We start from the raw sequence: 24,685 nt of genomic DNA, 5'->3' as shown, positions 1-24,685 counted from the left end.
TATTTTATTTTATAACTGTCCACCAGAAACCTGGATTCTTTCTCCTGTTACCCATGATGCATTATCCGAAGCTAAAAAAACTGCTACTTTAGCAATATCTAGAGGTTGGGCTATGCGGCCTAAGGGAGTGAGTTGAATATTTTGCTTTTCGAGCTCGCTGCCCATGATGCCTTTTTCATGTGAACCGTCTGTTTCGGTCATTCCAGGCGCAATTGTATTGACCCTAATATTTTTTTTGCCCAATTCTTTTGAGAGTACTTTAGTTATATTATCAATTGCAGCTTTCGTCGCAGAAAACACAAGTGTTCCAGGTAAAGGATTAATACTTGTAGTTGCACTGATGTTGATGATACTTCCACCATCATTTACCATTAATTCTGCAGCTTTTTTGGTAGAAAGGATGGTTCCTATCAAATTGGTATTGATTTGGGCCTGCATATTTTCATGAGTTATGGATTCAAGTAGTTCGAATTCCAAAATGCCCGCATTATTGACGAGAATATCCACCTTTCCGAATGTATCGACTGCCTCTTTAAAAAGCCTCTCAATATCTAATGGGTCAGAGATATTAGCCTTGACTGCGACTGCTTTTCCTCCATGTGCAGCAATCTCATCCACAAGCTGATCTGCCTTAAGATGATTGGAGATATAATTTATGACAACCTTTGCACCCTGCCTAGCAAATGCCCTTGCTATTCCCGCACCAATACCCTGAGACGATCCTGTAATGACCGCGACTTTGTCTTCCAATAATAATTTCATTCCACTATAGAATTTAAACTTGACCGCCTGCTACTTGAATTCTTTCACCTGTAACCCATCCAGCTTCATCGGAGGCTAAGAAAACGGCAACTTTCGCTATATCTTCCGGCTGTCCTATCCTGCCTAGAGGAACCTGAGCCACTAGTTGCGCTTCCCATTCACCGCCCATAAATCCCTGCTCATGAGATCCTTCTGTTTCGGTTATCCCAGGCGATATCGTATTAACCCTGATATTTTTTGATCCCAGCTCCTTCGCAAGTACTTTGGTTACGTTGTCTACAGCCGCTTTTGTGGCCGCATAAATCAGTGTGCCGGGTATAGGATTTAAACTTACCGTAGAACTAATATTAATAATATTACCACCAACATTTTCCATTAACTCAACAGCTTTTTGCGCACAGAGAATAGTGCCGATCAGATTTGTATTTATATTATCCCGCAGGACATCTATAGTCAGCGCTTCGAGCATAACCACATCATAAACGCCAGCATTGTTGACAAGGATATCCACTTTATCAAATGCCCTAACAGCTTCAACAAACAATCTTTCAACTTCTGCCGGTTTTGATACATCGGCTTGAACGGCTATTGCTTTTCCGCCAAGTTCAATAATATGATTAACAACTTTTTCAGCTCTTATTTTGTCTTTGGCGTAGTTCACAACAACTTTAGCGCCCTCTATTGCATATGCTTTGGCGATACCTGCGCCGATTCCTTTTGATGCCCCAGTTACTATAGCAACCTTGTCTTTTAATTTAAATGTCATTTGCTTAAATTTTAGTTGGTCACAAATTTATATTGTATATATATTTGTAGAAAGTACCTACTTATTTGTAGCCTAGCTACTAAAAAGTATGTATGCTGATTATCAAATTGTTAATATAGCTGTGATGGGAAAAATGACGAGAAAATGTTCTGATTCACCTACTTGCTCGGTTGATTATGCATTTAGAAGAATTGGGGGGAAATATAAGGGCAGGATTTTATGGTCTTTAAATGAACATAAAATTATACGTTTTGGAGAGTTGGGAAGAATTTTAGCAGATGTAACCACTAAAATGTTAACACAAACGCTCAGGGAACTGGAAAAGGACGATTTGATTATTAGAAAAGTGTATCCTCAAGTACCGCCTATGGTGGAATATTCTTTGTCGGAAACTGGATTGGAACTCATTCCATTTATCACTCATTTAAAAGAATGGGGAGATAGGAAAATTCAAAAGAAGAAAAGTGTAGAAACTAAACTCTTAATTTAATTTATTAGAATAGATGTTTAGAAAAAACTTTGTCAGCTTTGTAAGCATATAAATGAATTTGGCGAAGCACTTAAGTAATTAAATAATTTTTCAAATCGTCGAATAGCACTCGCTAGGGTCCTTAGGTAACACATAACAGATCATTAATTATGTAAATGAATTTAAGAATAATCTATAGTCAGTGCAATGTTCAGGTGAGCCTGTTAATCTTCATTTGGCATTTGAAATCATAGATATGGTTTTAATGTCTAACCCGTTTATTGCTGTAGTTCACGCTCGCCCCAGCTGGTGATTGTCTCTAATACGGCCTTTAATGATTTACCTTTATCGCTTAGTTGGTATTCTACTTTTGGTGGTACGACCGGATATATTATGCGCTCGACCAAGCCATCAGCTTCTAATTCGCGCAATTGCAAAACCAGCATCCTTTCAGTAGCGCATGGGATTATTTTTCTTAATTCGTTGTATCGAAGCTTATCTTTCAAGGTGAGATTCCATAATATTGTTGGCTTCCACCTGCCACCAATCAGACTTATTGCGTAGGTGATTCCACATTTTTCTTTTAAACCTTTTTCATTTATGGAATTGGTTGAATTTTCTTTTTTCATACTTACAATTATGTTAGTACCTAACAACTTTAACCGTACTTTTAAATGTAAAGGTATGGACTTAAATTTGGAAACTAATATCAACACCTAAAAATTGTTATTTCTCCATCCTATTCTGATGATTACGTTGGAGCCTGTTTACTTTAAAATCAATAGATATGAATACAGAAGAAAATTTAAATACCGAAATACAGCAGGACCTTTTCCCATGGTTTGAAACCAAAATAGTATCCATTGGTGATGTAGATTATTTTATGAGAATGGGAGGTGGTCGAACGGCACCGCCGCTTTTGCTTTTGCATGGCTTTCCACAGACACATGCAATATGGCATCATATCGCACCTGAACTTTCTAAGAAATACCGGGTGATCTGTTTGGACTTAAAAGGGTACGGTGCGACATCTGTATCAGATGGGGGCGATAGAAGTATTGGGTATTCTAAAAGAAATATGGGGAAAGATTGTATTGAAATTATGAATAGCCTCGGCTACGATAAATTTTCAGTCATCGGCCATGATAGGGGGGCGCTTATCGGTTACCGGCTGGCATTAGATATTCCTGAACGGATTACCTCCCTTGCCATCTTGGATAATTTACCAACCTTCGTACTCTGGGAATGGATTGAATCAGATCCAGCTTTTATACCACATTGGAGGAAGATGGCGCAGCCTTCTCCGCTTGCGGAAGCCTATCTCACTGAAGAAAATATTTCCATAATGGTCACCGGCCACAATGAAGATTTTGCAATAGATATGTTTAATCCGAGGGCAATGGCACAATATAGGGCAAGCTGGATCAATCCGGCTAAGGTTTACGCTTTTGCTGAAGATTATCGAGCAGGAGCAGGAATTGACCTTGAACATGATTTAGAGGATTTTCATCATGGGAAAAAGATTACCTGTCCAGCTATTGTGATATGGGGTAAAGATTTTTTAGGGTCATTGGGGGAAGATCCCCTCTCTGTATGGAAACGTACATTCATTCCTGGTTGTATAGGTAAAGAGGTTCCCGGCGGCCATTTCGTAGCAGAAGAAAGTCCGTTGGAAGTTTTGAACGCACTTCAAGGGTTTTTGCAACAAATCAAATAAGATTTTTTCTAGGTTAAAATCCTTTTACAGCATAAGATCAGCTATGCACAATTAAGCTGAGCATCTAGATATCTGAGTACAATATTAACAAAGGTTAAAAGCATTTTCTCCTTTCTCCAATAGCTTGTAAAGGAGAAAATGTTTATTCAGCAGGCAACTAGAAACCAATGTACTTTGGAACAACTTCGCGCGAGGTCCTACTACTTAGGGTTAATAAGGAAACTCCTATTTACAGATTATCGATCGACAACCAGACAGGGAGCCTTTAACTGTCATACGAAGCCTTTTTCCTACTACTGGGTACAGGCTGTATGGTATTAAAGCGGTAGGAAAGGAATAAATTTCTGAAATTCAGTTAAGCGCGCGATATGCTTTGGGAGAATAGGCTGTTTTATTTTTAAACAATTTTGTGAAATGGGAAGGGTGTTCAAAGCCGAGATCGAAAGCTATTTCACTTATAGAATGACCGGTACTCCATAATAAGTGTTTTGCTTTATCGATCAGCTTTAAATGCATGTGTGTCTGGGTAGATTTTCCCGTATATTTTACCAATAAATCTGAGAGGTAGTTTGTTGACAGTCCTAACCTGTCGGCGAAATATTTCCCATCTGGCAGCCCCGGCTGGAACAATGAATCTTTCTTGAAATATTCTGTAAGTAGCCGGTCAAATCTTTCCAATAAATCGTTTGATGGTTTTATTCGGGTCATAAACTGGCGGCCGTAAAACCTCGCGGCGTAAGATAGTATAAGCTCCAAGTTCGCCAATATAAGATGGTGGGAATGATCGTCTAGGGTACCGGAGATCTCGGATGCTATGTTCTGGAGACTTACTTCAATCACTTTTGTTTCTGAATCAGAAACATGCAGCCCCTCATTAAAATCATATCCGAAAAAGGAATATTCGGTCAATTCCCTGCCTTTCGCCGTTGCGTTCAAAAGGTCCGGATGTATAAAAAGCCCCCATCCTTCTACTTTGTTACCAGGGTCAGAAAAAAGAATCTGATCAGGGGCTGTAAATAGGAGGGTGCCGTCAGCAAAATCTATGTTAGTGCGCCCGTATTTAAAATTGCCATCTACTTTTTTCAATGTTATACTGTAGAGGCCTAGCCTATAACCCACATCAGGTTTCCTGTGCGTTCGGTCAACAAGTCCCATATCAATAATAGTTATAAGCGGATGAAGGGGTTTCGTATACCTAAAGAAATTATGCAGCTCCGCAACTGAGTTAATATCAAAATATTCCATGCCTATGTTATGCTTCCATTTATAAAGATAAAAATAATGCACCAAAACTCCGGAGTTAATTGGTGCATTACTTACTAGATCATGATTCCTCCGCCTACTTCGATGCGCTGGGCATTGACAAACCTACTGTCATCCGAAAGCATTGAGGAAACAAAAAGCCCGATGTCATCCGCGTCTCCAAGACGGCCAAGTGCCGCTGCTGCTGCAATTTGTTTTCGTTGTTCCTCGTTGCCCTTTCCACCACCAAACTCTGTGTCGATTGCTCCTGGTGCAACGCTGTTCACACGGATTTTGCGACTGGCAAATTCTTTAGCGAAATATCTGGTCAGACCCTCTAAAGCTGCTTTCAAAGCACTATATACTGCCGAGCCAGGGAATGCGAAACGTGCAAGGCCTGATGAGATATTTATGATCTGTCCACCATCAATAATCACTGGTATCAGATTTTTGGTTAAAAAGAATACACCTTTGAGGTTGACATTTACCAGCTGGTCAAAAATTTCTTCTGTTGTATCCTGGATTAGAGACCTCTGCCCGATACCTGCATTGTTTACCAGGTAATCGAAATTTTCACGGTTCCATTCTTCACGTAACACCGCTGATACCTTTTGTACAAAACCATCGAAGGATGCAAAATCACCTGTATCTAGATGTAGTGCAATTGCCTTACCTCCTTTTCCATTAATATCATCTATAACCTCCTGTGCATTATGGGCCTGGGTATTATATGTTAATATAACTCCAAGTCCCCGTTTTGCTGCATTCAAAGCAATACTTCTACCGATTCCGCGGCTTCCCCCGGTTACCAATAAAATTTTTTTTGGTTGTTCATTCTCTGTAGTCATGTTATTATTATTTTAGTACATACAAAGATCTAACAACCCTGGCGGTATTATTTGCATTTTTTACGGAAATACTTATACATCTCACTTATTGATATCCGATGCTAAATTTTGGCACTGATCCTTTGATCATTTTAGCATATAAAATTATACTGAACCATTCGAATGTACGAAGGAAAGGGACGTGGAATACGTTTAGCCCTCAGGATCAAAAAAAATATCTCCCACCCTAGCATAGTCATATGTTAATGTAATTTCAGGATCATGGTTACAGAAGTATCCGTAGGCGATGATAATTTATTTGGAGTGCTATCATGGCCTCAGTTCCTCTTTGTGTTTCAATGCCCACTGAAGTATGGTAAAGGTTAAAGAGAAAGTATGATGAGATCTATGCCATTTCACTGAATTTTTATAGTTAATTCGCTGCAGGATAGGTAAGAAATGCCATCCCTGCAAGATTTAACTTACGCTTCAAGCATGAACTGAGAAGCGGTTGTCGAAAGGGCTAGCAGTAAATACTGCGGGACACTGATTTGATTTGTGCCCCACAGTAATCATTCAAATATTGACTTAACCCTTTCCATTGCCTCGAAAAAAATTTCTCCAATTGCGGCGCTAATTGCAAAAGCGCGGAATCAATTCATTTAAATCGACGGTCGTGGCTTTGCCATTTGTAAAGGTTTTACTTCTTAATTGATTATTTGAATAAGATCTGCTGTCACTTCATCTGGTTTAGTGAGCATCGGACAATGACCAGAATCCACTGTAAATACATTTTTGATCCCTGCTGTAGCCACCATTTTCTTTTGCAGATCAATTGTGATCGCATGGTCCTGTTTTGTAAAGATGTAATATTTTGGAATTTGGGCGAAATCAGGATTTTTTAAAAATACCTTATCTGCTTGTGGGGCTATTGGTTCAGGTCTATTGTTATCGATCAACAGCTTTTTAACCTGCTCATTGCCGTCCTGTGCAAAAACACCCATGATTTTATCATTAGCGATACTGGCCAAAACTCCATCGGCAGAAAGGGTCAGGGCGGGGCCGAACTGTGAGTTAGGATCCATCGAAGTCAAATCGAATATAGATTGCTTATCCGCGGGAACAAACCCTGCCAGGTATACCAGTTTTTCGATATGACTTGGTATTTCATCGGCGACTGCGGTTATGATCGCTCCACCAAGGCTATGGCCAACCAGCACTACTGGTCCGTTGATTGCCTTTATCGTTGAAATTACTTTGTCACGGTAAGTGTTAATACTGATGGATGCCGGTGGAGTTTGATCCTGACCATGACCCGGCAATTCAACGATAACTACTTTATGACCAGATGCCTCTAAACGGGCTTTTACAAACTGCCATGCATAAGGTGCCTGAAATGCTCCATGTACAAACACAAAGGTTTTAGGTTGAGGTAATGTTGTATCACCATCTTTTTTACAGCCGGTAAACGCTAAAAGGCACATAATACCGGCTAAAAATGAATAAACAAGCGGTCTGGCTATGTTTTTTCTTAATACTGTTTTCATATCTATCTTTATTATTTGATGCAAATCTGGGCAGTATTAAAAATCTATTTTTTCACTTAAGTTAATTTTCTGTAAGGATCATTTCTATATCTTGCACAAAAAACAGATAAGCACCGCATGCTGTCTTTGAAATTTATAGCCGCTCCTTTTCCTTGCTGACTAAGAATAGCTTCAGATTTACTAAGTTAGTTTTACATATTTCAATGAAATTTTATCTGACCATATTTTTGTTTTTAACCGTAGCAAGATGCGCTATTGCTCAACCTTTTTATTTTAAAAACTATCAAGTTGAAAATGGCTTATCGAACAACTCAGTTATTTGCAGTCTGCAGGATAAGAATGGTTTTCTGTGGCTAGGGACAAAAGATGGGCTTAATCGGTTCAACGGATATCAGTTCAAAATATTTAGGAACAATCCGAACGATATAAATAGTTTAGGAGGAAACTTTATCCACTCTCTGCATGAGGACCGAAATGGAAAGATCTGGGTCGGGACAGATAGGGGCTTATATATTTATGATCCAGTTGACGAAACCTTTAGAAAGCTGGCTGAGGCACCTATGGAAGAAATTAGGGAGATTAAGTCAGATCAGAACGACAATATTTGGTTTATCGCAGGCCTCACATTATATAGATATAATGTCCCAACTCGTCAATGCCAGGTATATTCCCATGAAAAATATTTTCATACCACCTCGATATGTATCGTTGGAAAGCAGATATGGATCGCAAATAGTTTAGGTGAGATTATTAATTATGAACTGATAGATAAGCCTAATGGGAGGAAATCAGTCTTCAGGATATCCAGGCCTGTAGCCTCCAAATTTATTGAGCGTATTTTTGCCGCCGGCAAAGATCAATTATTGGTAAGTACGGTAAAACAGGGCTTAAAACTTTTCAATACTAAAACGGGAAACTATCGGGATCTTTCTATAAAAAATGAAGATTCTTCTCCAGTATTTGCAAGGGATATTATCAATTATAAAAATGATGAATACTGGATTGCCGCCGAATCAGGGATTTTTATTTACCAGTTGGGCAAAGGCAGTTACGTTCATCTTAAAAAAAAATATGGCGATCCATTTTCCCTTTCTGATAACGCTATCTATACTTTATGCAAAGATAAAGAAGATGGGATATGGGTTGGAACCTACTTTGGAGGAGTTAACCGATATGCAACAGAATATGCTGCTTTCGAGAAATATTTCCCTAAGCCGGGAAGCAACGCAATCAGTGGAAACGCAGTTCGGGAAATCCAACAGGACAATAAAGGTAACCTTTGGATCGGCACTGAAGACGGAGGGCTTAATCGGTTAAATCCAAAAGGCACTTTTACCAGCTTTGGTGCCTCAAACAAACCAAGTGGGCTATCCAGCAGTAATATCCATGGACTGCTGGTTACCGGAGATACACTTTGGGTGGGGACTTTCGAAAACGGACTGGACCTCTTTCGTATATCGACGGGTAAAATTATCCGGCACTTTGATGCCGGAGAGAAATCATCTGGATTAAAAAGTAATTTTATTTACAGGATATTCCGCGCTAGTAATGGTCATATTTGGTTGGCAACCGGCCGGGGAATCCATATTTATGATTTGAAAACGCATAGTTTTCGCCCATTTAGTGGATTTCCAGATCTTTTTTACACTGAAATTTATGAAGATTCTTCGCACAATATGTGGGCTGGAACCTACAATAATGGAGTCTATAAATATAGTGCAACTACACGATCATCCGGAAGAATTTATGACCGGAAGATACGGAGAGAGGTACTGCTGGATGGAAGGATTAACTCTGTTTATGAAGATCGAGATCATGATCTATGGTTTGGTACAGAAAAAGGGCTTTACAGATTTCAAAAAAACAGGCAGCATTTAAGGAAATACGGTGTGGTAACTGGACTACCGAGCGATGTTATTTATGGAGTATTGCCCGATAAATATTACCGTTTATGGATCAGTACTTCAAAAGGCCTGGTTTGCCTTAATCCTAGTTCGGAAAACTTCGAGGTATTCACAACAGCAAACGGATTGTTAAGCGATCAGTTTAATTACCGCTCTTTTTTCAAAGATTTTTCCGGACGCCTTTATTTTGGAAGTGTAAAGGGGCTGATCAGCTTTTTCCCTTTCGTCGTTACCAAAAGGTATACTTCGCCAAACTATCTGACAGGCTTTCAAATTGATAATAAGGAGATCACACTCCATACTCCCGGTTCGCCTCTCAGAAAATCCATTTTATTAACCGATACCATTCATTTGAATTATTCGCAATCCTCATTTAGCATCGATTTTGCATCTCTGAGTTATACTTCTCCGCAAACAACGCACTACCGTTACCGGCTGGAGGGACTGGATAACCGATGGACTTTATTAAAAAGTAATAGAAGGGTTTATTTTACCAGGGTGGCACCAGGAAGTTACCAATTCAGTTTTAAATCTGCTAATTATACTGGAGCCTGGAGTCCTGAATCAAAAAATCTTACTATTATTATTTCTCCGCCTTTTTGGGCTGATAAATGGGCTTATAGTATTTATATTGCTATAGGTATCCTAATTGTCCTATTTTGGTTTCGAAGTTACAAAAGGAAGGTTGATAACCGCCATAAGCGAAAAATTGAGCTACTAAAATCAAAGCAGGAGAAAGAGGTTTACGAATCCAAAATCTCGTTCTTTACAAATGTAGCCCACGAGATACGTACCCCGCTCAGTCTCATAATCGCTCCTATGGAAAGGGTAATCAAAGAAGCAAAGAATGTCCCCTCGATACATTTCAACCTGACAATTATGGAAAAAAATGCAAACCGTCTTTTAGAGCTTACCAATCAATTGCTGGATTTTCGTAAAACAGAGATTAAGGGATATGACCTGAATTTTGTTTGTACAGATATAAATGTTCTGCTCGAAAGTATCTTTGTACGTTTCTTGGATGTGGCTGAGCAACGGGATATAGATTACCAAATTATTTTACCTTCACAAATTCTAGAGGCTTACATTGACAGGGAAGTTTTTGTGAAAATTATCAGTAATCTGATTGATAATGCAATCAAGTATTCCACAAGTAAAGTTTCAATCCATCTTCTTACTCCAGAAAAAAATGCAGAAGTATTTGGCGTGCAGGTAAAAAATGATGGACAATTAATTCCCCAGGAAAAGGCCGAAGAAATATTTGAAACATTTTATAGGCTCAATTCATCTCAAAAATCTATTGGCACCGGTCTTGGGCTTCCGCTTTCCCGGTCCTTGGCGATACTTCACAGGGGTAGCCTGTCATTACTGCCATCTGAAAAGAAAATCAATACTTTTCAACTTCTACTACCCATTCATCAAGAAATTGAATTTAACGTTAAAACAATAAACCATGAATAAACCGACTATACTTTTGGTTGACGATAATGAGGATATGCTATTGTTCATCCAAAACGACTTAAAGGCAGACTATAATATTTATACTGCTACAAATGGGAGGGAAGCATTAGGGATTGTCAAATTTAACGGTATTGAATTGATTATAAGTGATGTAATGATGCCTGAAATGGACGGATTTGGCTTCTGTAGGTTGGTAAAATCAGATGTTAATTTCAATCACATCCCCATTATACTGCTTACGGCCAAAAATACATTGAAGGCTAAAATCACCGGCCTGGAGCTTGGGGCAGATGCTTATATAGAAAAGCCCTTTTCACCAGAACACCTGCAAGTCCAGATCGCAAACCTGCTCTCTAACCGAAGTAAAATCAAACTGCATTTTGAAACAGCACCAGCAGGACTTGCCTCAGGAAAGCTTAGTGCAGAAGATGAAAAATTTTTATACAGGATCAATCTTACGATATCGGCCAACCTTGGCAATTTAGACCTTGATGTCGATCTTCTGGCTGAACTGCTGAATATGAGCCGCTCTTCACTTTACCGAAGGATTAACACTCTTTCCGCAATTACCCCTAACGAACTGATTAATACTATAAGATTAAAAAAGGCAGCAGAATTTCTTGAACAGGGAAACCTGAAAATTTATGAAATAGCTGAAAAGGTGGGCTTTTCGTCCCAGGCACATTTTGGGCAGAATTTTTTAAAACATTTTGGGAAAACACCTTCACAATATATTAGAGAAAAACCGGCTGATAAGGAATAGGCTAGATCGTTCCTTCTGACTTGCAAGTAATTTAAACAACAAACTTATTGATTTTGTCCCAATTTCGCTAAGTATTGTCCCAACCTGTCTTCCGGATATCCAAAGTTCGGGCATGCCAGCTATTTTAGTACCTCAAACCAAATAGAATGTTGCAACCCGCTTGCATCACGGCACTTTATGAGAAAGTTATTCCACTCCGTAATTTATTATTATAGCGTCAATCGTTTTCCCTAAAAATCTCTGAAAACCTGACACATAAGGCCTAATAATTCGTGCTTTAAATCTTAAATTAATTTTTACCTAACCAGATAATTAAAACCATTATGAAAACAAATGGAAACAATCCGATCAAGGCATTGATCCTCCTATCGGCAATGCTACCTTTCGCCCTTAGCTCGGCGTGTAAAAAATCAGACCGATTAGCTGCCTTCCCGGACCAGGTTAAGCTGCAAAAACCAGAGTCTTTCAGTAGCGTGGCAGCAGCCAATGCAACTACTTATTACCTTGCTGAAAACAGCAATAGCGCTGACTTTCAGTCGCTTATTAACGGAGCGGTTGCGGGTGATCTGATCATCTTAAGAACTGGTAGTCATTACGTAACAACTGGGATCAAGTTGCCTTCAGGGAAAAATTATATTGTCATCAGGGGGGAGGCTGGCGCGGTAATAAGAAAGGCACCAAACACATCACCGGTTGCTGCAATAACCATTACAGGTAATCATAATACTATTGATCAGGTTGAACTGGATGGTGGAAACTTACCCGAAGGTGGTATTTTGATTTATGGGCAAAGTAATACCATATCTAATAGTAAGATACATAATTGTGGAAATTCAACCTCGAAAGGTGCTGGAATTACACTTCATAATCTTGGTAGTCCTGTATGTGCATTGAATTCAGTTATTGGATGCTCCGTTTATTATAACTATATGGTAGGTGTATCCCAGCATGGTCATTCGGATGCTACCATAAGAAATAATAGGATATATGAGAATGGCGCTGAAGGCCTCACTATCGATATATTGAGTCATAACGGTTATGTATATCAAAACACAATTGATAAGAACAATAAATACAACCGTGGAGTTGGTGGGATTGGTATCGACGATTCTAATGGTAACCGGGTTGATGATAATACTGTTTCAAATACCTACTACAGAAGTGGCATTACCTTTCAGAATAACATTGGCGGTTGTGACGGGACTATTGTTTCCAACAACCATCTTACAAGTAATGCTGCATACGGCATTCTGCAAAGGTTTACCGATTATTCCAATACAAATACAGCAATTACGGGCAATATTTATTCTGGAAATGCATCAGGGAATACTTTTATCCAAAATTAATAAAGAATGAAAATCCGTTTTTGATCCCGGCGTTTGAGATCAAAAACGGTCATAAAATTCTTTTCTGCCTGTGATATGCTGCCTAGCATATCACAGGCAGTTGAATCTATAAACTAACAAACCTTTAATAAAATTTTATGATTGAAAATTTACCCCATCCAAAAAAGGGCTTAAGCCTGTTGGATGCCCTTACTGGTGATAATTTCAGCAAGGGCTTACCACTTTTTTTATTATTGTTAATTCTTTTACTGGGCCAGGGCAAATCCTATGCCCAGAACAACGCTGTGACCGGGGTTATCACCGATGACAAAAATGAGCCATTAGTAGGAGCAGTCGTAAAATTGAAGGGAACAAATACAGCCACTTCAACTAACGCAGCAGGAAGGTATACTATCAATGCAACCGCTGATGGCATTTTGGTTTTTTCTTATCTTGGACTTGAAGGACAGTCTTTGCCGGTTAATAAACGCAGCATTATAAATGTTCAGCTCAAAGATGCCAGTGCTGCTCTAAATGATGTAGTCGTCGTGGGATATGGTACGGTACGTAAGAGTGACCTAACAGGATCGGTTTCCAAATTACAAGTTAAGGATCTGGAAGAATATCCAGTCACTTCAATTGATCAGGCCATTCAGGGCAAAGTATCAGGCGTACAGATTGTACAAAGTTCAGGAAGTCCAGGTGCAGGCCTGAGCTTTGTTGTACGCGGTGGAAACTCACTGGGCTCGAATCAACCCCTCATAATTTTAGATGGATATCCGATCGATCTTGGTAGTGGCAATGTTTCTCTTGGGGCCAATGGGGAAGTAGCCAACCAGCCTGGACAAAATCCTTTGGCAACATTGAGCCCTAATGATGTTGAATCCATTGAAATCCTTAAAGATGCTTCATCCACCGCGATTTATGGATCCCGTGGAGCAAACGGAGTCGTTATTATCACAACAAAACGGGGCAAAAAAAATGCGGAGCAGGTTAGTTTCAGCTACCGTACTGATGCATCCACAGTAAGGAAAAAACTAAATGTACTAGGTACAAATGACTTTATCACGTTTGCAAATGAAGGTGCAAAGAATGATGGTCTGGATTCGATATACAAAGCTCCGGCGATCGCCCGTCTGCAAGGAATTGACAACAACTGGCAGGATCAGATTTTTCATACGGGGGTAACAAACAATTACCAACTTTCTGTTTCCGGAGGAGATGATAAGAATAAATATTACCTGGTAGGTGATTATACAGATATTAACGGTCCGGTTCACAATTCGGCACTTACCAGAGGAAATATCCGTTTAAATTATGACCGGACGGTCAATAAGGCTTTATCAGTTAAATTTAACATAACTGCCACCAAATCAACTGCAAAATTGGGCTTAAATTCTGCCCAGTCGGGCCTGCAGTCCGCAAACGTCATTAGTAGCGCACTCTTGGTCCGCCCATTTGTCAATGCAGTAGATGAAGCGGGGGAAATTGATCAGGCAGTGGCAGACAACCCGATTACCGTACTGAGGCTCCAAAAGGATATTACTGCCAATGACCTGGTGTCGGGAAACTTTACTGCTGATCTTAAACTGACAAAAGATTTGATATTAAAAGGAAATTTTGGAGCATATACAACAAATACACTTCGACAAACCTATAGTCCAAAGGGGACCTATATTGGAGACCAATTAGGTGGTTATGCATTCCGCGGGGAAAATACCAGATTTAATTATCTCAGTGAGCTTACCCTGAATTATCAAAAAGTAATCAAAAAGAATTCTATCAGTGCTGTAGCAGGTTACACCTATCAAAAGTGGGATCAAAAAGGACTTGGTACATCTGCTTCTGGTTTTCCCAATGACAACCTGACCTATGAAAGCTTTCAAAGCGCTAAATCACCGGGCACAACTACAACTACCCATCAACAATGGGCCCTAGCTTCCTTTTTAGGCCGGATCAATTATGCCTATGACGATAAGTACCTGCTAACGCTTACAGGAAGGGCCGATGGTTCCACGAAGCTCGCTGTTGGGCATAAATGGACTTTTTTCCCCTCAGCTGCCCTTGCCTGGAAGGTAAATAAAGAAGAGTTTTTCAAAAACATCACCTTCATCAGTTCCCTTAAACTAAGGGCCAGTTATGGTGTCTCAGGTAATCAGAATATTGCCGTTGGTGCGACGCAGACTACATTGGGTGTTGATGCATACGTCATCAATGGCCAGATTGTGAAAGGGTACGTTCAGAATAATATTGCAAACCCGGTACTTGGATGGGAAACAACAAAACAGGTCAATATAGGAGCTGACATCGCGTTTTTAAAAGACAGGCTACAGCTGGAGATAAATGCCTACCAAAAGCGTACGGATGATCTGCTGATCAATCTGCCTATCCCTGCAAATACGGGCTTCACCAATTACCTATCGAATGCAGGTAGCGTCGAAAACAGAGGCCTTGAATTTGATCTGACTGCCCAGATTTTGAAGTCGAAGCTAAAATGGAACGTAACAGGGAACATCTCTTTTAACCGGAACAAACTTGTTAGCCTTGGCCCACTGGGAGATAACGGCAAAATTTTTGGACCAAATTATCTGAGTGCTGGCAGTTTACTCAATCAGCCTATACATGTAGCGCAGTTGAATCAGCCGGTTGGCTCCTTTTTCGGATACCGTATAAACGGAATTTATCAGGATGCTGCTGAGGTCGCTGCAGGGCCAGAGGCTTCAGTTGCTAAACCAGGAGATTTTAAATACGTCGATATCAATGGTGATAATGCAATAACTGCCGATGACCGTCAGATCATTGGAAATCCAAATCCAGATTATATATACGGTCTAACCAATACTTTTAGCTATAAAAGATTTACCCTATCAATTTTTGTGCAGGGCAGTGTGGGAAATGATCTGATTAATCTCAACCGCTTCCGGCTGGACGCATTGACAGGTGCTACGACTAACGTAAGTCAGGCAGCATTTGATGGAAGATGGACAGGGCCTGGAACAAGCAATTACTATCCCAGGGCGAAATCCGGTGGTGGATATTTCAGTTCCCGTTTTTCAGACTTTATTATCGAAGATGGCACATACTTTAGGGTGAAGAATATAAATATCGGCTACAATGTGCCAGTGAAACACTTGAAATGGGTGAAGGATATAAAAATATTTCTGACAGCTACTAACTTATTTACCATAACTGACTACTCGGGTTATGATCCCGAAGTTAATGCAGATTACGGCACTGGCCTGACGCAAGGCGTGGACAACGGGTCTTATCCTCAATACAGAACATTTACAGCAGGTATAAATTTAAAATTCTAGGTTATGAAAAAAATTAATCTTCTATACATATTATTGATTTCTGCTTTTGCTTCCTGCAAAGTAGATGAAACCATTTACGATCAGGCAACCCCGGACAATGCAATTAAAAGGCCATCCGATATTACCAACCTGATGACCGGTGTATACAGTCATTTGAACACTCCCCCGGTGTTTGGCCGGGATATTTTATGGTCCCTGCATCCATATGCAGATGACATTTCTTCTACTGTAACGTTTGAACAGGGTATCTGGGGAAGAAAAATCACGATCAATTCTGGTACGCCATTCGTAAATACCATTTATGTTAATTTTTACCTCACCATCAGAGATGCAAACGGTGTGCTTGATGCGGTGGAAAAAATCACTTTGGATCCTGTTTTTAAAGCCAGGACAAGAGGTGATGCGCTGTTCGTAAGAGCATTTTCATATTTCAATCTCGTTCAGCTGTATGGCGGGGTTCCTTTGACTATTGCTTCTGTTAACGCGGGCTCAGACTTTTATCAACCCAGAAATACAGTCGATCAGGTTTACACTCAGATATTTTCTGATCTTCAGGAAGCAGTAAACAGCTTACCCACCCGAACAGACCAACCTGCTACTGAATTTTACCGGGCAACAAAAGGGGCAGCACAGGGATATTTGGCCAAAGCTTACCTTACCTATGCAAATTATCTTGACTTGCATAACCGATCTCAAGAATCGGCATCTTTTTATGAGAAGGCTAAACTTACTGCCGATGCTGTAATCAATTCCGGACAATATACGCTTGTAAGTGATTATGGTGCACTTTACGATGTGAATAAAGAAAAAGCCAATTACGTAGAAGTAATGTTTGCTATTCCGCATACACGTGATGGCTCAGACATATCTCTGTTCGGCGAAGGTACTTATCTGCCTGGCACATTTTTACCCTCTACCTATCCCAATTCGACAGGTACGAACACAAAATCGGGGAATGGGTTTATGAGGATACAGCCATGGTTTTTTGAGCGTTATACCAAAGGTGATTTTGTTAATGATTACCGGGTTGAAAGAACTTTTCTCTCCAAATGGAACGATGCAGCAAATAAGCGCCATGTATCCTATCCGCTAGCTTTTGTAGCCGCAGATATACGGGAAACGTCTTCATACTTATTTAAATATGTGGATGGCGCCGGGCTTTCAACAAATGGGCATGAAAATGACTTTTATCTGCTCCGCTATTCTGAAATTTATCTGATCAAAGCAGAAGCTGAAAATGAGCTTAATGGTCCATCAGCCGACGCATTAACTGCTTTCAACGCGATAAGAGCACGTGCAAGGCTTGCTAACGGGGTTGCCAGGACAACGCCTGCAAATGTGACTAATGGGGTGTCTAAGGAAGATTTCAGGATGAAAATCTTTGATGAGCGTGGACTTGAATTTGTCGGGGAATTTAACCGCTTTTTTGACTTGATCAGAATGAGATATAAAGACAATAAACGTTCTATGTACGAATACCAGTTCGGTACATTTTTACCTTCTCTTGTACCGGGTCTACCGAAGAACTCCGCCGGGATATGGCAGGGTGGTGGGGTGACAGAAGCGACAAACATTATACCTTTTGATGCTAAGTATCTTTTGCTACCAATGCCTGCAAATCAGATTGCTGTGAACACAAAACTAACGCAGAACCCCGGATGGTAACAACTGGTTTTTATTTGTTCCAATTTTTACTTCAGGTATATTGAACGGAATGTGATAATACGATCGGTCAGGATAAAAGATGAACCTGGCCGATCTAACCTCGTCTAGAATTGATTTGGTAGATATCAGTAACATTTTTGATGAAACAGCCCTTATGTTGACCTATCCGTATTAATTTTTGAATATTTAAAGTAAACCATTAAACGACACCAATGAACAAAATATTACTTTGTTTTATTTTTGCACTTGTCCTTGTTAAAGCAAAAGCCCAAACTAACTATACGAAAGAATCCGACATTCTTTATTACTTAAAAGATACAAGTGCAGTAGATCTTTATAAAGATTCAAAATGCCGTCTGGATATCTATTACCCCAATTCTGTCAAAGATTTCCCTTTGGTTGTTTGGTTTCATGGCGGCTCTCTTACCGGTGGTTCAAAGGAAATTCCTAAAGCGTTGTTGGACAAAGGCTTTGCTGTAGTCTCTGTGGATTACCGACTGTCACCTCATGTCAAGGCACCTGCCTATATTGAAGATGCAGCGGCAGCGCTAGCCTGGGTATTCAAGAATATCGAAAGATATGGCGGAAATCCTGATAAAATTATTCTCAGTGGCCATTCTGCAGGGGCTTATCTTGGTCTTATGATTACACTGGATAAATCCTATTTAGGGAAATATGGCATAGACCCAGACCGTATCGCTGAACTTGTGCCATTAAGTCCGCAGGCAATTACACATTTTACCGTCAGAGCTGAAAAGGGAATAAGTAATTTACAACCCACAATTGAGAAGTACGCACCGCTTTTTTTTGTTAGGGCGAACGCACCTAGAATGCTCTTGATTACCGGAGATAGGGAAATCGAATTATTGGGGCGCTATGAAGAAAATGCTTACTTACAGCGTATGTTCAAGTTGTCCGGTCACAAGAAGTGCCGCCTTCTGGAGCTTCAGGGATTTAATCATGGAACAATGGTCGAGCCTGGCTTGGCACTGCTTATCGAAGAGGTAAATAAAATGAAACAATCAAAAAAGTAGACCCGTAATGCAGTATTGCTTTTAATAGAATAATTGAGACGTATACTATATAATTACTGCATCTGATCAATCGTTTTTCCCATATGGGGCCGTGCATAATTTTCCCATATGGTTTTACGCAAAAATATAGTCAACAAAAAGAAAAAGGCATGGCAAACCTTTAAGATTATTAACTATCAACATTTTTTTATGAACAAAAAATTAAGCTTACAAAAGTGGCGTAGTGCCGCTTCTAAAAGATTCCCAATTAACAGATTAAGAAATTTTTATTTACTGGTATTCACTACAATTCTTATCCTTTTTGCAGAAGTGGCAAATCAAACGACTAATGCACAACAGATTTCGATAATATCTACAGGCAAAGAAGGAATTTGGTCAAAAGAAAAGGCCAATAATTGGTATAAAAAACAGCCATGGCTCGTGGGAGCGAACTTTATTCCAAGTAATGCTATCAATCAATTGGAAATGTGGCAGGCAGATACATTTGATCCTATTTTGATCGACAAAGAATTGGGTTTAGCGCAAGGATTAGGTATGAATACCATGCGCGTGTTCCTTCACGATTTGGCATTTCAGGAAGATCCGGATGGATTTTTGAAACGCCTGGATACTTTTCTTTCAATTGCAAAAAATCATCATATCAGGCCGTTAGTTGTTTTTTTTGATTCCTGCTGGGACCCATTCCCTAAATCGGGAAAGCAGCATGCGCCAAAGCCTTTCACACACAATTCAGGTTGGGTTCAAAGCCCTGGTCAGCAGGCCTTGAAAGATTCGAACCAATACAGCCGTTTGCAGAACTATATCCAGACAGTCGTGTCTAAGTTTAGAAAAGATGAGAGGATCCTGGGCTGGGATGTCTGGAATGAACCGGATAATATGACCGGACCGTCGTATGAAAAGGTTGAGATTGCAAATAAAGTTGATCTTATTGTTCCCCTTCTAAGAGAAACTTTCTCATGGGTACGCGCTGTTCACCCAATTCAACCTGTTACCTCTGGTATTTGGGTCGGCAACTGGTCGTCAGATGAAACTTTAAAACCAATCGAGAAATTACAGCTTGAGCAATCGGATGTAATCTCTTTTCACAACTATGACTCAGCCGCGGAATTCGAAAAACGGATTGTATTTCTTCAGCGCTACGGAAGGCCTATTATCTGTACCGAATATATGGCACGGCCAAACGGAAGTACTTTTCAGACTTTTTTGCCCGTAGCGAAAAAATACGGGGTCGGTATGATGAACTGGGGATTTGTTAATGGAAAGTCGCAGACTATTTACCCCTGGGACAGCTGGACAAAAGTTTATACCTCAGCACCAGAGTTGTGGTTTCATGATATTTTTAACACCGATGGCACACCTTATAAAAAAGAAGAAACAATGTTTATCCGCTCTATCCTCAAAACTCAGGACAGCAAGCATTTATAAATCGTCAAAAGTCATAAATGCCGCTAATTCTTTTTTTGAATCTAGCGGCATTTTTTTTTATTTAAGAGTGTTTTGCGAAAAAAATCGATTAAGCAGAAAACAAAGATAATAATAGAATCCGCTGATCATTTCAACTAAGAGGAAATGTCCTTCAAAACAATTTATCGTTTTTTTTGCATTTATGTATGAATCAAACCAAGCGTATTTATTTAACTTTCACCTAAAGAACAGGATTTTTATCTTAAACCAAGAGCAATGACCCCAGAAATACTTATCAAACAGATCAATTTTATCAAAGAAATTGACAAATTAAAATACATTCAGCGCAGGACCAAGCTGTTCAACAGTAATCGTTGTGAAAATGATGCTGAGCATAGCTGGCACCTGGCAATGATGACACTGGTTCTGGCGGGACATTCGGACAGGCCTATTGATATCCTTAAGGTATTGAAGATGGTATTAATCCATGATCTTGTTGAGATTGATGCAGGTGATACTTTTATTTACGATGCGGCAAAAAACCATACTAATACCGAGGAGGAACATTTGGCTGCATTACGGATTTTTGATCTATTGCCAAAGGAGCAGTCAGATGAATTTATTGCAATTTGGGAAGAATTCGAGGATGGTAATACCGATGAAGCAAAATTTGCAAAAGCTATGGATAGGTTTGAGCCGTTGCTGCAGAATGCTTCTAACAATGGAGGGACCTGGAGAGAGTTTGATGTGCCATACCACAAAGTGTATCAAAAGAAAGAAGCAATAAAAGAGGGGGCTATTTCTATCTGGGCATATGCTGAGGCCCTGCTCAACGAAAGTGTCAAAACGGGAATCCTTAAAAAATAGATTTTCCCTGATTTCGATCGTAGTGGAATATATTACCATGAGGCATTTGCAAAATCTTGAAATTCTGGTTGTACAAGCATCCACTTATTCGAGCGCTATCCTGACGGCCATTTCAGCATGTATTTTAGTGGTTTCGAATAGTTCAACATTTAGGTCTGTTGGTTTTATCAGTAGTTCAATCTCTGTACAGCCCGCAATTATACCTTCCGCTCCCTTTGAAATTAGATTTTCGATGATTTCCAAATAGCGTTGTTTGGAACTTTCGGAAATAATGCCTTTAATCAGCTCCCCATATATTATATCATGAACATCGCGCCTTTCATCCTCATCAGGAATAATCGTATCTATACCATATTTACTTTGAAAACGTTCCTTTAAAAAGTTGTCTTCCATTGAAAATCTAGTAGCTAATAACCCCAGTTTCTTTAGCTTTTTATTTTGAATTGCAGTAGCTGTTGCATCCACTATATGTAATAAGGGTATATCAATGTTTTGTTGGATTTCCCCGGCAACTTTATGCATAGTATTGGTGCATAGCAATATAAAATCAGCCCCTCCACGTTCAACGCGCTGAGCGGCACTGATCATTTTTTTTGCCAAAAGATCCCATTCGCCAGTATGCTGTAAACTTGCGATTTCAGCAAAGTCTACTGAATACATCAGGCATTGACATGAATGGATTCCACCAAGAGTTTGCTGTACTTTCCGGTTGATTACCTGATAATATAGATCCGAACTTTCCCAGGACATTCCGCCGATCAATCCAATAGTTTTCATAGACTTTTAAAGAAATTATAAACTTGAAGTTGGTATAGTCATGCGTGAAAAAATCTGCGCATCCCCAAATATCACCTGTAATCCTCAAACAGCTTTTAACTTAAGTTAATATGAACTATATTGTTACATTTATAGGGATTTATTGCTTGGAATGATCGTTACGACTGTTTGTGGTCTCAAATAGGCAAGTTGGTCTGCAAATACGCTGTTTAAGAAAGCAGAATTATTATTCATATGGTCTTATCGAAAATAACCCCGCGATTTTAAAAATATATGAAACTGAAATTAATTTTTTTCAGCCCAGTCATAAATGGTATGGATTATCGGATGACGGTGCCACTTGAAAATGCATGACACCAAAGCCAACTTTTGATCAATATTTACCATTGAATGTGCTACTGCTTTAAAACACGTTCAATGGTATAGTTATTTAATCCCCAAAGTCGGTCGAACTAGAAACATCTTTCCAATAATCCATCTGGCTACTGAGATCGGCCAGCTTTTTTTTCGCCCGGTTGAAGGAATCGCTCCCTAAAAATAAATTTACAGCAGGATTCTCATGGTTTACCAATTCAAGAAATACGTCGGCAATCTTATCGGGATCACCAAGTTGGGCACCATCCATACTGCTCATCTTTTGGTGATACTCACGCAGAAAGGCATAGTCTTCAATCTGATTTTTGTTATAAGCTATAGAATCAGCCTTTGCAAAATTTGTTCTGAACCAACCTGGTAGCACGTTTGTTACATTTATGCCCAGTGGTTTAAGATCGTTAGCTAGCGCCTCTGTGAGACCGCTAACAGCAAATTTTGCTGCACAGTACATCGACCAACCTAAGCCTGGCGCAAAACCTGCAATTGAGGAAATATTTATTATATGGCCTGAGCGTTGTTTACGAAGATAGGGAAGTGCCTGTTGGACTACCCGTACCACTGCAAAAAAGTTAACCTCGAAATTTTCGTAAATTTCTTCCTGAGTGAGTTCTTCTAGTGCGCCGCCAAGCCCGTAACCAGCATTATTCACTAAAACATCAATTCCTCCAAATTTATCAACTGTTGTTTTTAGTGATTCGGCAATTGAGCGTTCACTTTTTAGATCAACTTCCAATGGTAGGAAAAGATCGCCGAAGTTTTCAAGTTCATCAAATCCGGAAACGGATCTCGAAGTTGCAGCTACCCTATGTCCCTTTGATAACAGCTTTTTTGCAATTGCAAGTCCCATCCCTTTTGATGCCCCTGTTATATACCAATTTTTTGTATCGTTCATGATTTTTATGTTTAGACAAAGTTAGCTCAGGGTGCTTTATTTAGTTTGTTGTTATCAAACCGATTTTTGTCAAATTCAAACCTGGCGGTAAGTTGAAGGGGTCACTTTCGTCCGTTTTTTGAAAAACTTATTAAAATGGGCCTGATCTTCAAATCCTAGGACATAGCTGATTTCTGCAATGTTCCAGTCAGTATATTTTAGAAGTGCTTTAGCTTCAGCGGTTATACGTTCGGATATAAGTTGAGTTGTGGTACGGCCAGTTGTATTCCTGATTGCCCGGTTAAGATGGTTGACGTGTACCGATAGCCTGTCTGCAATAACTTTTGGCGAGCGGAACTCAAAGCGTTGGGAATTATTTTCAATCGGAAACTGGCGCTCCAGAAGCTCTAAAAATACAGAGGTTATCCTCTGTCCTGGCTTTGGATGTGCAGCAACTCCTTCAGATGGCTGTAACTTAATTGCAAAAAAGATTATCTCACTAATATAAGTTTTTATCAGTTCAAATTTATATTGATAATCTGTATCCAGCTCTTTAAGAATTTTTTCAAAAAGTTCTTCTATCTCTAAATTCTGATTTTCGGTCAAACTGAAAATGGGATATTTCATGGTAGAGAACAATGGTAGTTCATTTAGGTTAATGCGTAGGCTCTCCCTGAAAAATCCTTCTCTGAATACGCAGAAATACCCTTTTGTTCCCTCACGCATAGGATCATAAGTATAAGGCACGGTTGGATTAAAAAACAGTAGCGTATTGCCTTCTGTCCTAACACTGATGTCCCCATAATGAAATACGCTATTTCCCTGAAGCAACATGATCTTAAAAAAATCTCTTCGGATAAAGGTAGGCGAGGTTTGTGACGCTTTTAGTTGTTCCCTGATCCGGAAAACATTGAACTGACCGCTATACTTTGTCGAATTATCTGAGAGACCTGCAAACTTGTGTCTGTAAAATTCTTCGATCGATTCTATGGTTTTTGCCATATTGAGAAGTTTCTATGATTTCTTTAGCCGGTTCCAAAGTTCCGAAAAACATTAAATGGATTATTCAATTGAGCAGATTTTTTTCTTGTTTTGGCATGAACTCAAAATTAGTTGACTATAATCTACACTCGATCATTTACTTTGAGAAACCCGGGTTATCTTACCTGGAAAGCACGTGTCGATAATTAATTTCAAATGCGGCACCCCTCCGGATGCCGTTCATTTGATTAATCAAAAACTACCTATCAAACTAATTTTTTATGGAATATCACATTTTAGAGTTTTTTATACTCAGCTAGCGGATGTAACCGGTTCCGCTTCACTTGTGATAACTGAATAAACTTCAACAATATTTTGAAGCTTTAATTTTAATGTATTAAGATCGGTAAGTTTGATAAGCAACTCAACAACAATTTGAACAGTTCCATCCGCTTCTGGAGCGGTTAAACATAAACTTATTATTCTAATGAGCTTTTTCTCAATAACCCCCGATAGGTTATGTAATAATCCTGGGCGGGAATCAGCCCGTATATTCAATGTAATCCGTTCTGTCATATTCTGTTTTCCGGGATAGCGGTATGTATAGGTTTGGG

Annotated in this window: 20 protein-coding genes; 10 read left to right on the top strand and 10 right to left on the bottom strand. The window is 39.5% G+C overall.

From position 1 onward, the window contains the following. Nucleotides 1–9: 9 nt before the first annotated feature. Both ACTJKN_RS15675 and ACTJKN_RS15670 read right to left on the bottom strand, forming a co-directional pair. On the bottom strand, nt 10–762 hold the full coding sequence (locus tag ACTJKN_RS15675; RefSeq protein ID WP_440826439.1) for an SDR family NAD(P)-dependent oxidoreductase: 753 nt from the start codon (nt 760–762) through the stop codon (nt 10–12). Between the two features lie 13 nt (nt 763–775). Then, entirely contained in the window at nt 776–1,528 is a 753-nt protein-coding gene (locus tag ACTJKN_RS15670; protein ID WP_440826437.1) for an SDR family NAD(P)-dependent oxidoreductase, read from the bottom strand. Nucleotides 1,529–1,616: 88 nt separating this feature from the next. On the opposite strand from ACTJKN_RS15670, the gene ACTJKN_RS15665 reads away from it, so the two are divergent. After that, on the top strand, nt 1,617–2,018 hold the full coding sequence (locus ACTJKN_RS15665; protein ID WP_440826436.1) for a winged helix-turn-helix transcriptional regulator: 402 nt from the start codon (nt 1,617–1,619) through the stop codon (nt 2,016–2,018). A gap of 257 nt (nt 2,019–2,275) precedes the next feature. On the opposite strand, the gene ACTJKN_RS15660 is transcribed toward ACTJKN_RS15665, so the two are convergent. After that, nucleotides 2,276–2,626 (bottom strand): winged helix-turn-helix transcriptional regulator, encoded by a 351-nt coding sequence (locus ACTJKN_RS15660; RefSeq protein WP_440826434.1) that lies wholly within the window; start codon nt 2,624–2,626, stop codon nt 2,276–2,278. Nucleotides 2,627–2,784: 158 nt separating this feature from the next. Here ACTJKN_RS15660 and ACTJKN_RS15655 point away from each other — a divergent pair, with 158 nt between their 5' ends. Further along, the gene (locus ACTJKN_RS15655; RefSeq protein WP_440826432.1) at nt 2,785–3,714 is read left to right on the top strand and encodes an alpha/beta fold hydrolase; all 930 of its coding nucleotides are present in this window, start codon (nt 2,785–2,787) and stop codon (nt 3,712–3,714) included. A gap of 351 nt (nt 3,715–4,065) precedes the next feature. On the opposite strand, the gene ACTJKN_RS15650 is transcribed toward ACTJKN_RS15655, so the two are convergent. From ACTJKN_RS15650 to ACTJKN_RS15640, 3 genes are all read right to left on the bottom strand, one after another. Further along, nucleotides 4,066–4,959, bottom strand: a complete 894-nt coding sequence (locus ACTJKN_RS15650) for a helix-turn-helix domain-containing protein (RefSeq protein ID WP_440826430.1) — start codon at nt 4,957–4,959, stop codon at nt 4,066–4,068. Between the two features lie 74 nt (nt 4,960–5,033). Then, entirely contained in the window at nt 5,034–5,804 is a 771-nt protein-coding gene (locus ACTJKN_RS15645) for an SDR family NAD(P)-dependent oxidoreductase (protein ID WP_440826428.1), read from the bottom strand. Nucleotides 5,805–6,490: 686 nt separating this feature from the next. Beyond that, nucleotides 6,491–7,330 carry an alpha/beta fold hydrolase gene (locus tag ACTJKN_RS15640; protein ID WP_440826426.1) on the bottom strand — a complete coding sequence of 280 codons (840 nt, stop codon included), beginning with the start codon at nt 7,328–7,330 and terminating at the stop codon, nt 6,491–6,493. A gap of 203 nt (nt 7,331–7,533) precedes the next feature. Here ACTJKN_RS15640 and ACTJKN_RS15635 point away from each other — a divergent pair, with 203 nt between their 5' ends. From ACTJKN_RS15635 to ACTJKN_RS15600, 8 genes are all read left to right on the top strand, one after another. Beyond that, nucleotides 7,534–10,695 (top strand): ligand-binding sensor domain-containing protein, encoded by a 3,162-nt coding sequence (locus ACTJKN_RS15635; protein ID WP_440826424.1) that lies wholly within the window; start codon nt 7,534–7,536, stop codon nt 10,693–10,695. After that, nucleotides 10,688–11,458: a response regulator gene (locus ACTJKN_RS15630; RefSeq protein WP_440826422.1), complete on the top strand. Its 771-nt coding sequence runs from the start codon at nt 10,688–10,690 to the stop codon at nt 11,456–11,458. The genes ACTJKN_RS15635 and ACTJKN_RS15630 overlap by 8 nt, the downstream gene beginning before the upstream one ends. Before the next feature lie 323 nt (nt 11,459–11,781). Then, nucleotides 11,782–12,804 (top strand): right-handed parallel beta-helix repeat-containing protein, encoded by a 1,023-nt coding sequence (locus tag ACTJKN_RS15625; protein ID WP_440826420.1) that lies wholly within the window; start codon nt 11,782–11,784, stop codon nt 12,802–12,804. Between the two features lie 137 nt (nt 12,805–12,941). Then, complete coding sequence (locus ACTJKN_RS15620; RefSeq protein WP_440826418.1) at nt 12,942–16,097, top strand: SusC/RagA family TonB-linked outer membrane protein; 3,156 nt, start codon at nt 12,942–12,944, stop codon at nt 16,095–16,097. A 3-nt stretch (nt 16,098–16,100) separates the two neighbouring features. Next, nucleotides 16,101–17,762 (top strand): RagB/SusD family nutrient uptake outer membrane protein, encoded by a 1,662-nt coding sequence (locus tag ACTJKN_RS15615; protein WP_440826416.1) that lies wholly within the window; start codon nt 16,101–16,103, stop codon nt 17,760–17,762. Nucleotides 17,763–17,974: 212 nt separating this feature from the next. After that, nucleotides 17,975–18,796 carry an alpha/beta hydrolase gene (locus tag ACTJKN_RS15610; RefSeq protein ID WP_440826414.1) on the top strand — a complete coding sequence of 274 codons (822 nt, stop codon included), beginning with the start codon at nt 17,975–17,977 and terminating at the stop codon, nt 18,794–18,796. 189 nt (nt 18,797–18,985) lie between these two features. After that, complete coding sequence (locus ACTJKN_RS15605; RefSeq protein ID WP_440826412.1) at nt 18,986–20,221, top strand: glycoside hydrolase 5 family protein; 1,236 nt, start codon at nt 18,986–18,988, stop codon at nt 20,219–20,221. A gap of 255 nt (nt 20,222–20,476) precedes the next feature. Continuing rightward, entirely contained in the window at nt 20,477–21,067 is a 591-nt protein-coding gene (locus ACTJKN_RS15600; protein ID WP_440826410.1) for an HD domain-containing protein, read from the top strand. Between the two features lie 84 nt (nt 21,068–21,151). Here the strand turns inward: ACTJKN_RS15600 and ACTJKN_RS15595 are convergent, their stop codons facing one another. From ACTJKN_RS15595 to ACTJKN_RS15580, 4 genes are all read right to left on the bottom strand, one after another. Beyond that, nucleotides 21,152–21,844, bottom strand: coding sequence for an aspartate/glutamate racemase family protein (locus tag ACTJKN_RS15595; protein ID WP_440826408.1), 693 nt, complete (start codon nt 21,842–21,844; stop codon nt 21,152–21,154). Between the two features lie 430 nt (nt 21,845–22,274). Next, nucleotides 22,275–23,111, bottom strand: a complete 837-nt coding sequence (locus tag ACTJKN_RS15590) for an SDR family NAD(P)-dependent oxidoreductase (protein WP_440826406.1) — start codon at nt 23,109–23,111, stop codon at nt 22,275–22,277. A gap of 75 nt (nt 23,112–23,186) precedes the next feature. Next, nucleotides 23,187–24,092: a helix-turn-helix domain-containing protein gene (locus tag ACTJKN_RS15585; RefSeq protein ID WP_440826404.1), complete on the bottom strand. Its 906-nt coding sequence runs from the start codon at nt 24,090–24,092 to the stop codon at nt 23,187–23,189. 291 nt (nt 24,093–24,383) lie between these two features. Next, nucleotides 24,384–24,647, bottom strand: a complete 264-nt coding sequence (locus ACTJKN_RS15580) for an ACT domain-containing protein (protein WP_440826402.1) — start codon at nt 24,645–24,647, stop codon at nt 24,384–24,386. Between the last annotated feature and the right edge of the window lie 38 nt (nt 24,648–24,685).

The sequence above is a fragment of the Pedobacter sp. 22163 genome (assembly GCF_052045595.1).
Taxonomy (GTDB): domain Bacteria; phylum Bacteroidota; class Bacteroidia; order Sphingobacteriales; family Sphingobacteriaceae; genus Pedobacter.
Note: the sequence above shows the minus strand (reverse complement) of the source record. Positions and strands in the feature narration are given on the sequence as shown.

Coding starts and splice junctions, on each gene's coding strand:
- ACTJKN_RS15675 (WP_440826439.1), bottom strand. CDS start 762: ATGAAATTATTATTGGAAGACAAAGTCGCGGTCATTACAGGATCGTCT.
- ACTJKN_RS15670 (WP_440826437.1), bottom strand. CDS start 1,528: ATGACATTTAAATTAAAAGACAAGGTTGCTATAGTAACTGGGGCATCA.
- ACTJKN_RS15665 (WP_440826436.1), top strand. CDS start 1,617: ATGTATGCTGATTATCAAATTGTTAATATAGCTGTGATGGGAAAAATG.
- ACTJKN_RS15660 (WP_440826434.1), bottom strand. CDS start 2,626: ATGAAAAAAGAAAATTCAACCAATTCCATAAATGAAAAAGGTTTAAAA.
- ACTJKN_RS15655 (WP_440826432.1), top strand. CDS start 2,785: ATGAATACAGAAGAAAATTTAAATACCGAAATACAGCAGGACCTTTTC.
- ACTJKN_RS15650 (WP_440826430.1), bottom strand. CDS start 4,959: ATGGAATATTTTGATATTAACTCAGTTGCGGAGCTGCATAATTTCTTT.
- ACTJKN_RS15645 (WP_440826428.1), bottom strand. CDS start 5,804: ATGACTACAGAGAATGAACAACCAAAAAAAATTTTATTGGTAACCGGG.
- ACTJKN_RS15640 (WP_440826426.1), bottom strand. CDS start 7,330: ATGAAAACAGTATTAAGAAAAAACATAGCCAGACCGCTTGTTTATTCA.
- ACTJKN_RS15635 (WP_440826424.1), top strand. CDS start 7,534: ATGAAATTTTATCTGACCATATTTTTGTTTTTAACCGTAGCAAGATGC.
- ACTJKN_RS15630 (WP_440826422.1), top strand. CDS start 10,688: ATGAATAAACCGACTATACTTTTGGTTGACGATAATGAGGATATGCTA.
- ACTJKN_RS15625 (WP_440826420.1), top strand. CDS start 11,782: ATGAAAACAAATGGAAACAATCCGATCAAGGCATTGATCCTCCTATCG.
- ACTJKN_RS15620 (WP_440826418.1), top strand. CDS start 12,942: ATGATTGAAAATTTACCCCATCCAAAAAAGGGCTTAAGCCTGTTGGAT.
- ACTJKN_RS15615 (WP_440826416.1), top strand. CDS start 16,101: ATGAAAAAAATTAATCTTCTATACATATTATTGATTTCTGCTTTTGCT.
- ACTJKN_RS15610 (WP_440826414.1), top strand. CDS start 17,975: ATGAACAAAATATTACTTTGTTTTATTTTTGCACTTGTCCTTGTTAAA.
- ACTJKN_RS15605 (WP_440826412.1), top strand. CDS start 18,986: ATGAACAAAAAATTAAGCTTACAAAAGTGGCGTAGTGCCGCTTCTAAA.
- ACTJKN_RS15600 (WP_440826410.1), top strand. CDS start 20,477: ATGACCCCAGAAATACTTATCAAACAGATCAATTTTATCAAAGAAATT.
- ACTJKN_RS15595 (WP_440826408.1), bottom strand. CDS start 21,844: ATGAAAACTATTGGATTGATCGGCGGAATGTCCTGGGAAAGTTCGGAT.
- ACTJKN_RS15590 (WP_440826406.1), bottom strand. CDS start 23,111: ATGAACGATACAAAAAATTGGTATATAACAGGGGCATCAAAAGGGATG.
- ACTJKN_RS15585 (WP_440826404.1), bottom strand. CDS start 24,092: ATGGCAAAAACCATAGAATCGATCGAAGAATTTTACAGACACAAGTTT.
- ACTJKN_RS15580 (WP_440826402.1), bottom strand. CDS start 24,647: ATGACAGAACGGATTACATTGAATATACGGGCTGATTCCCGCCCAGGA.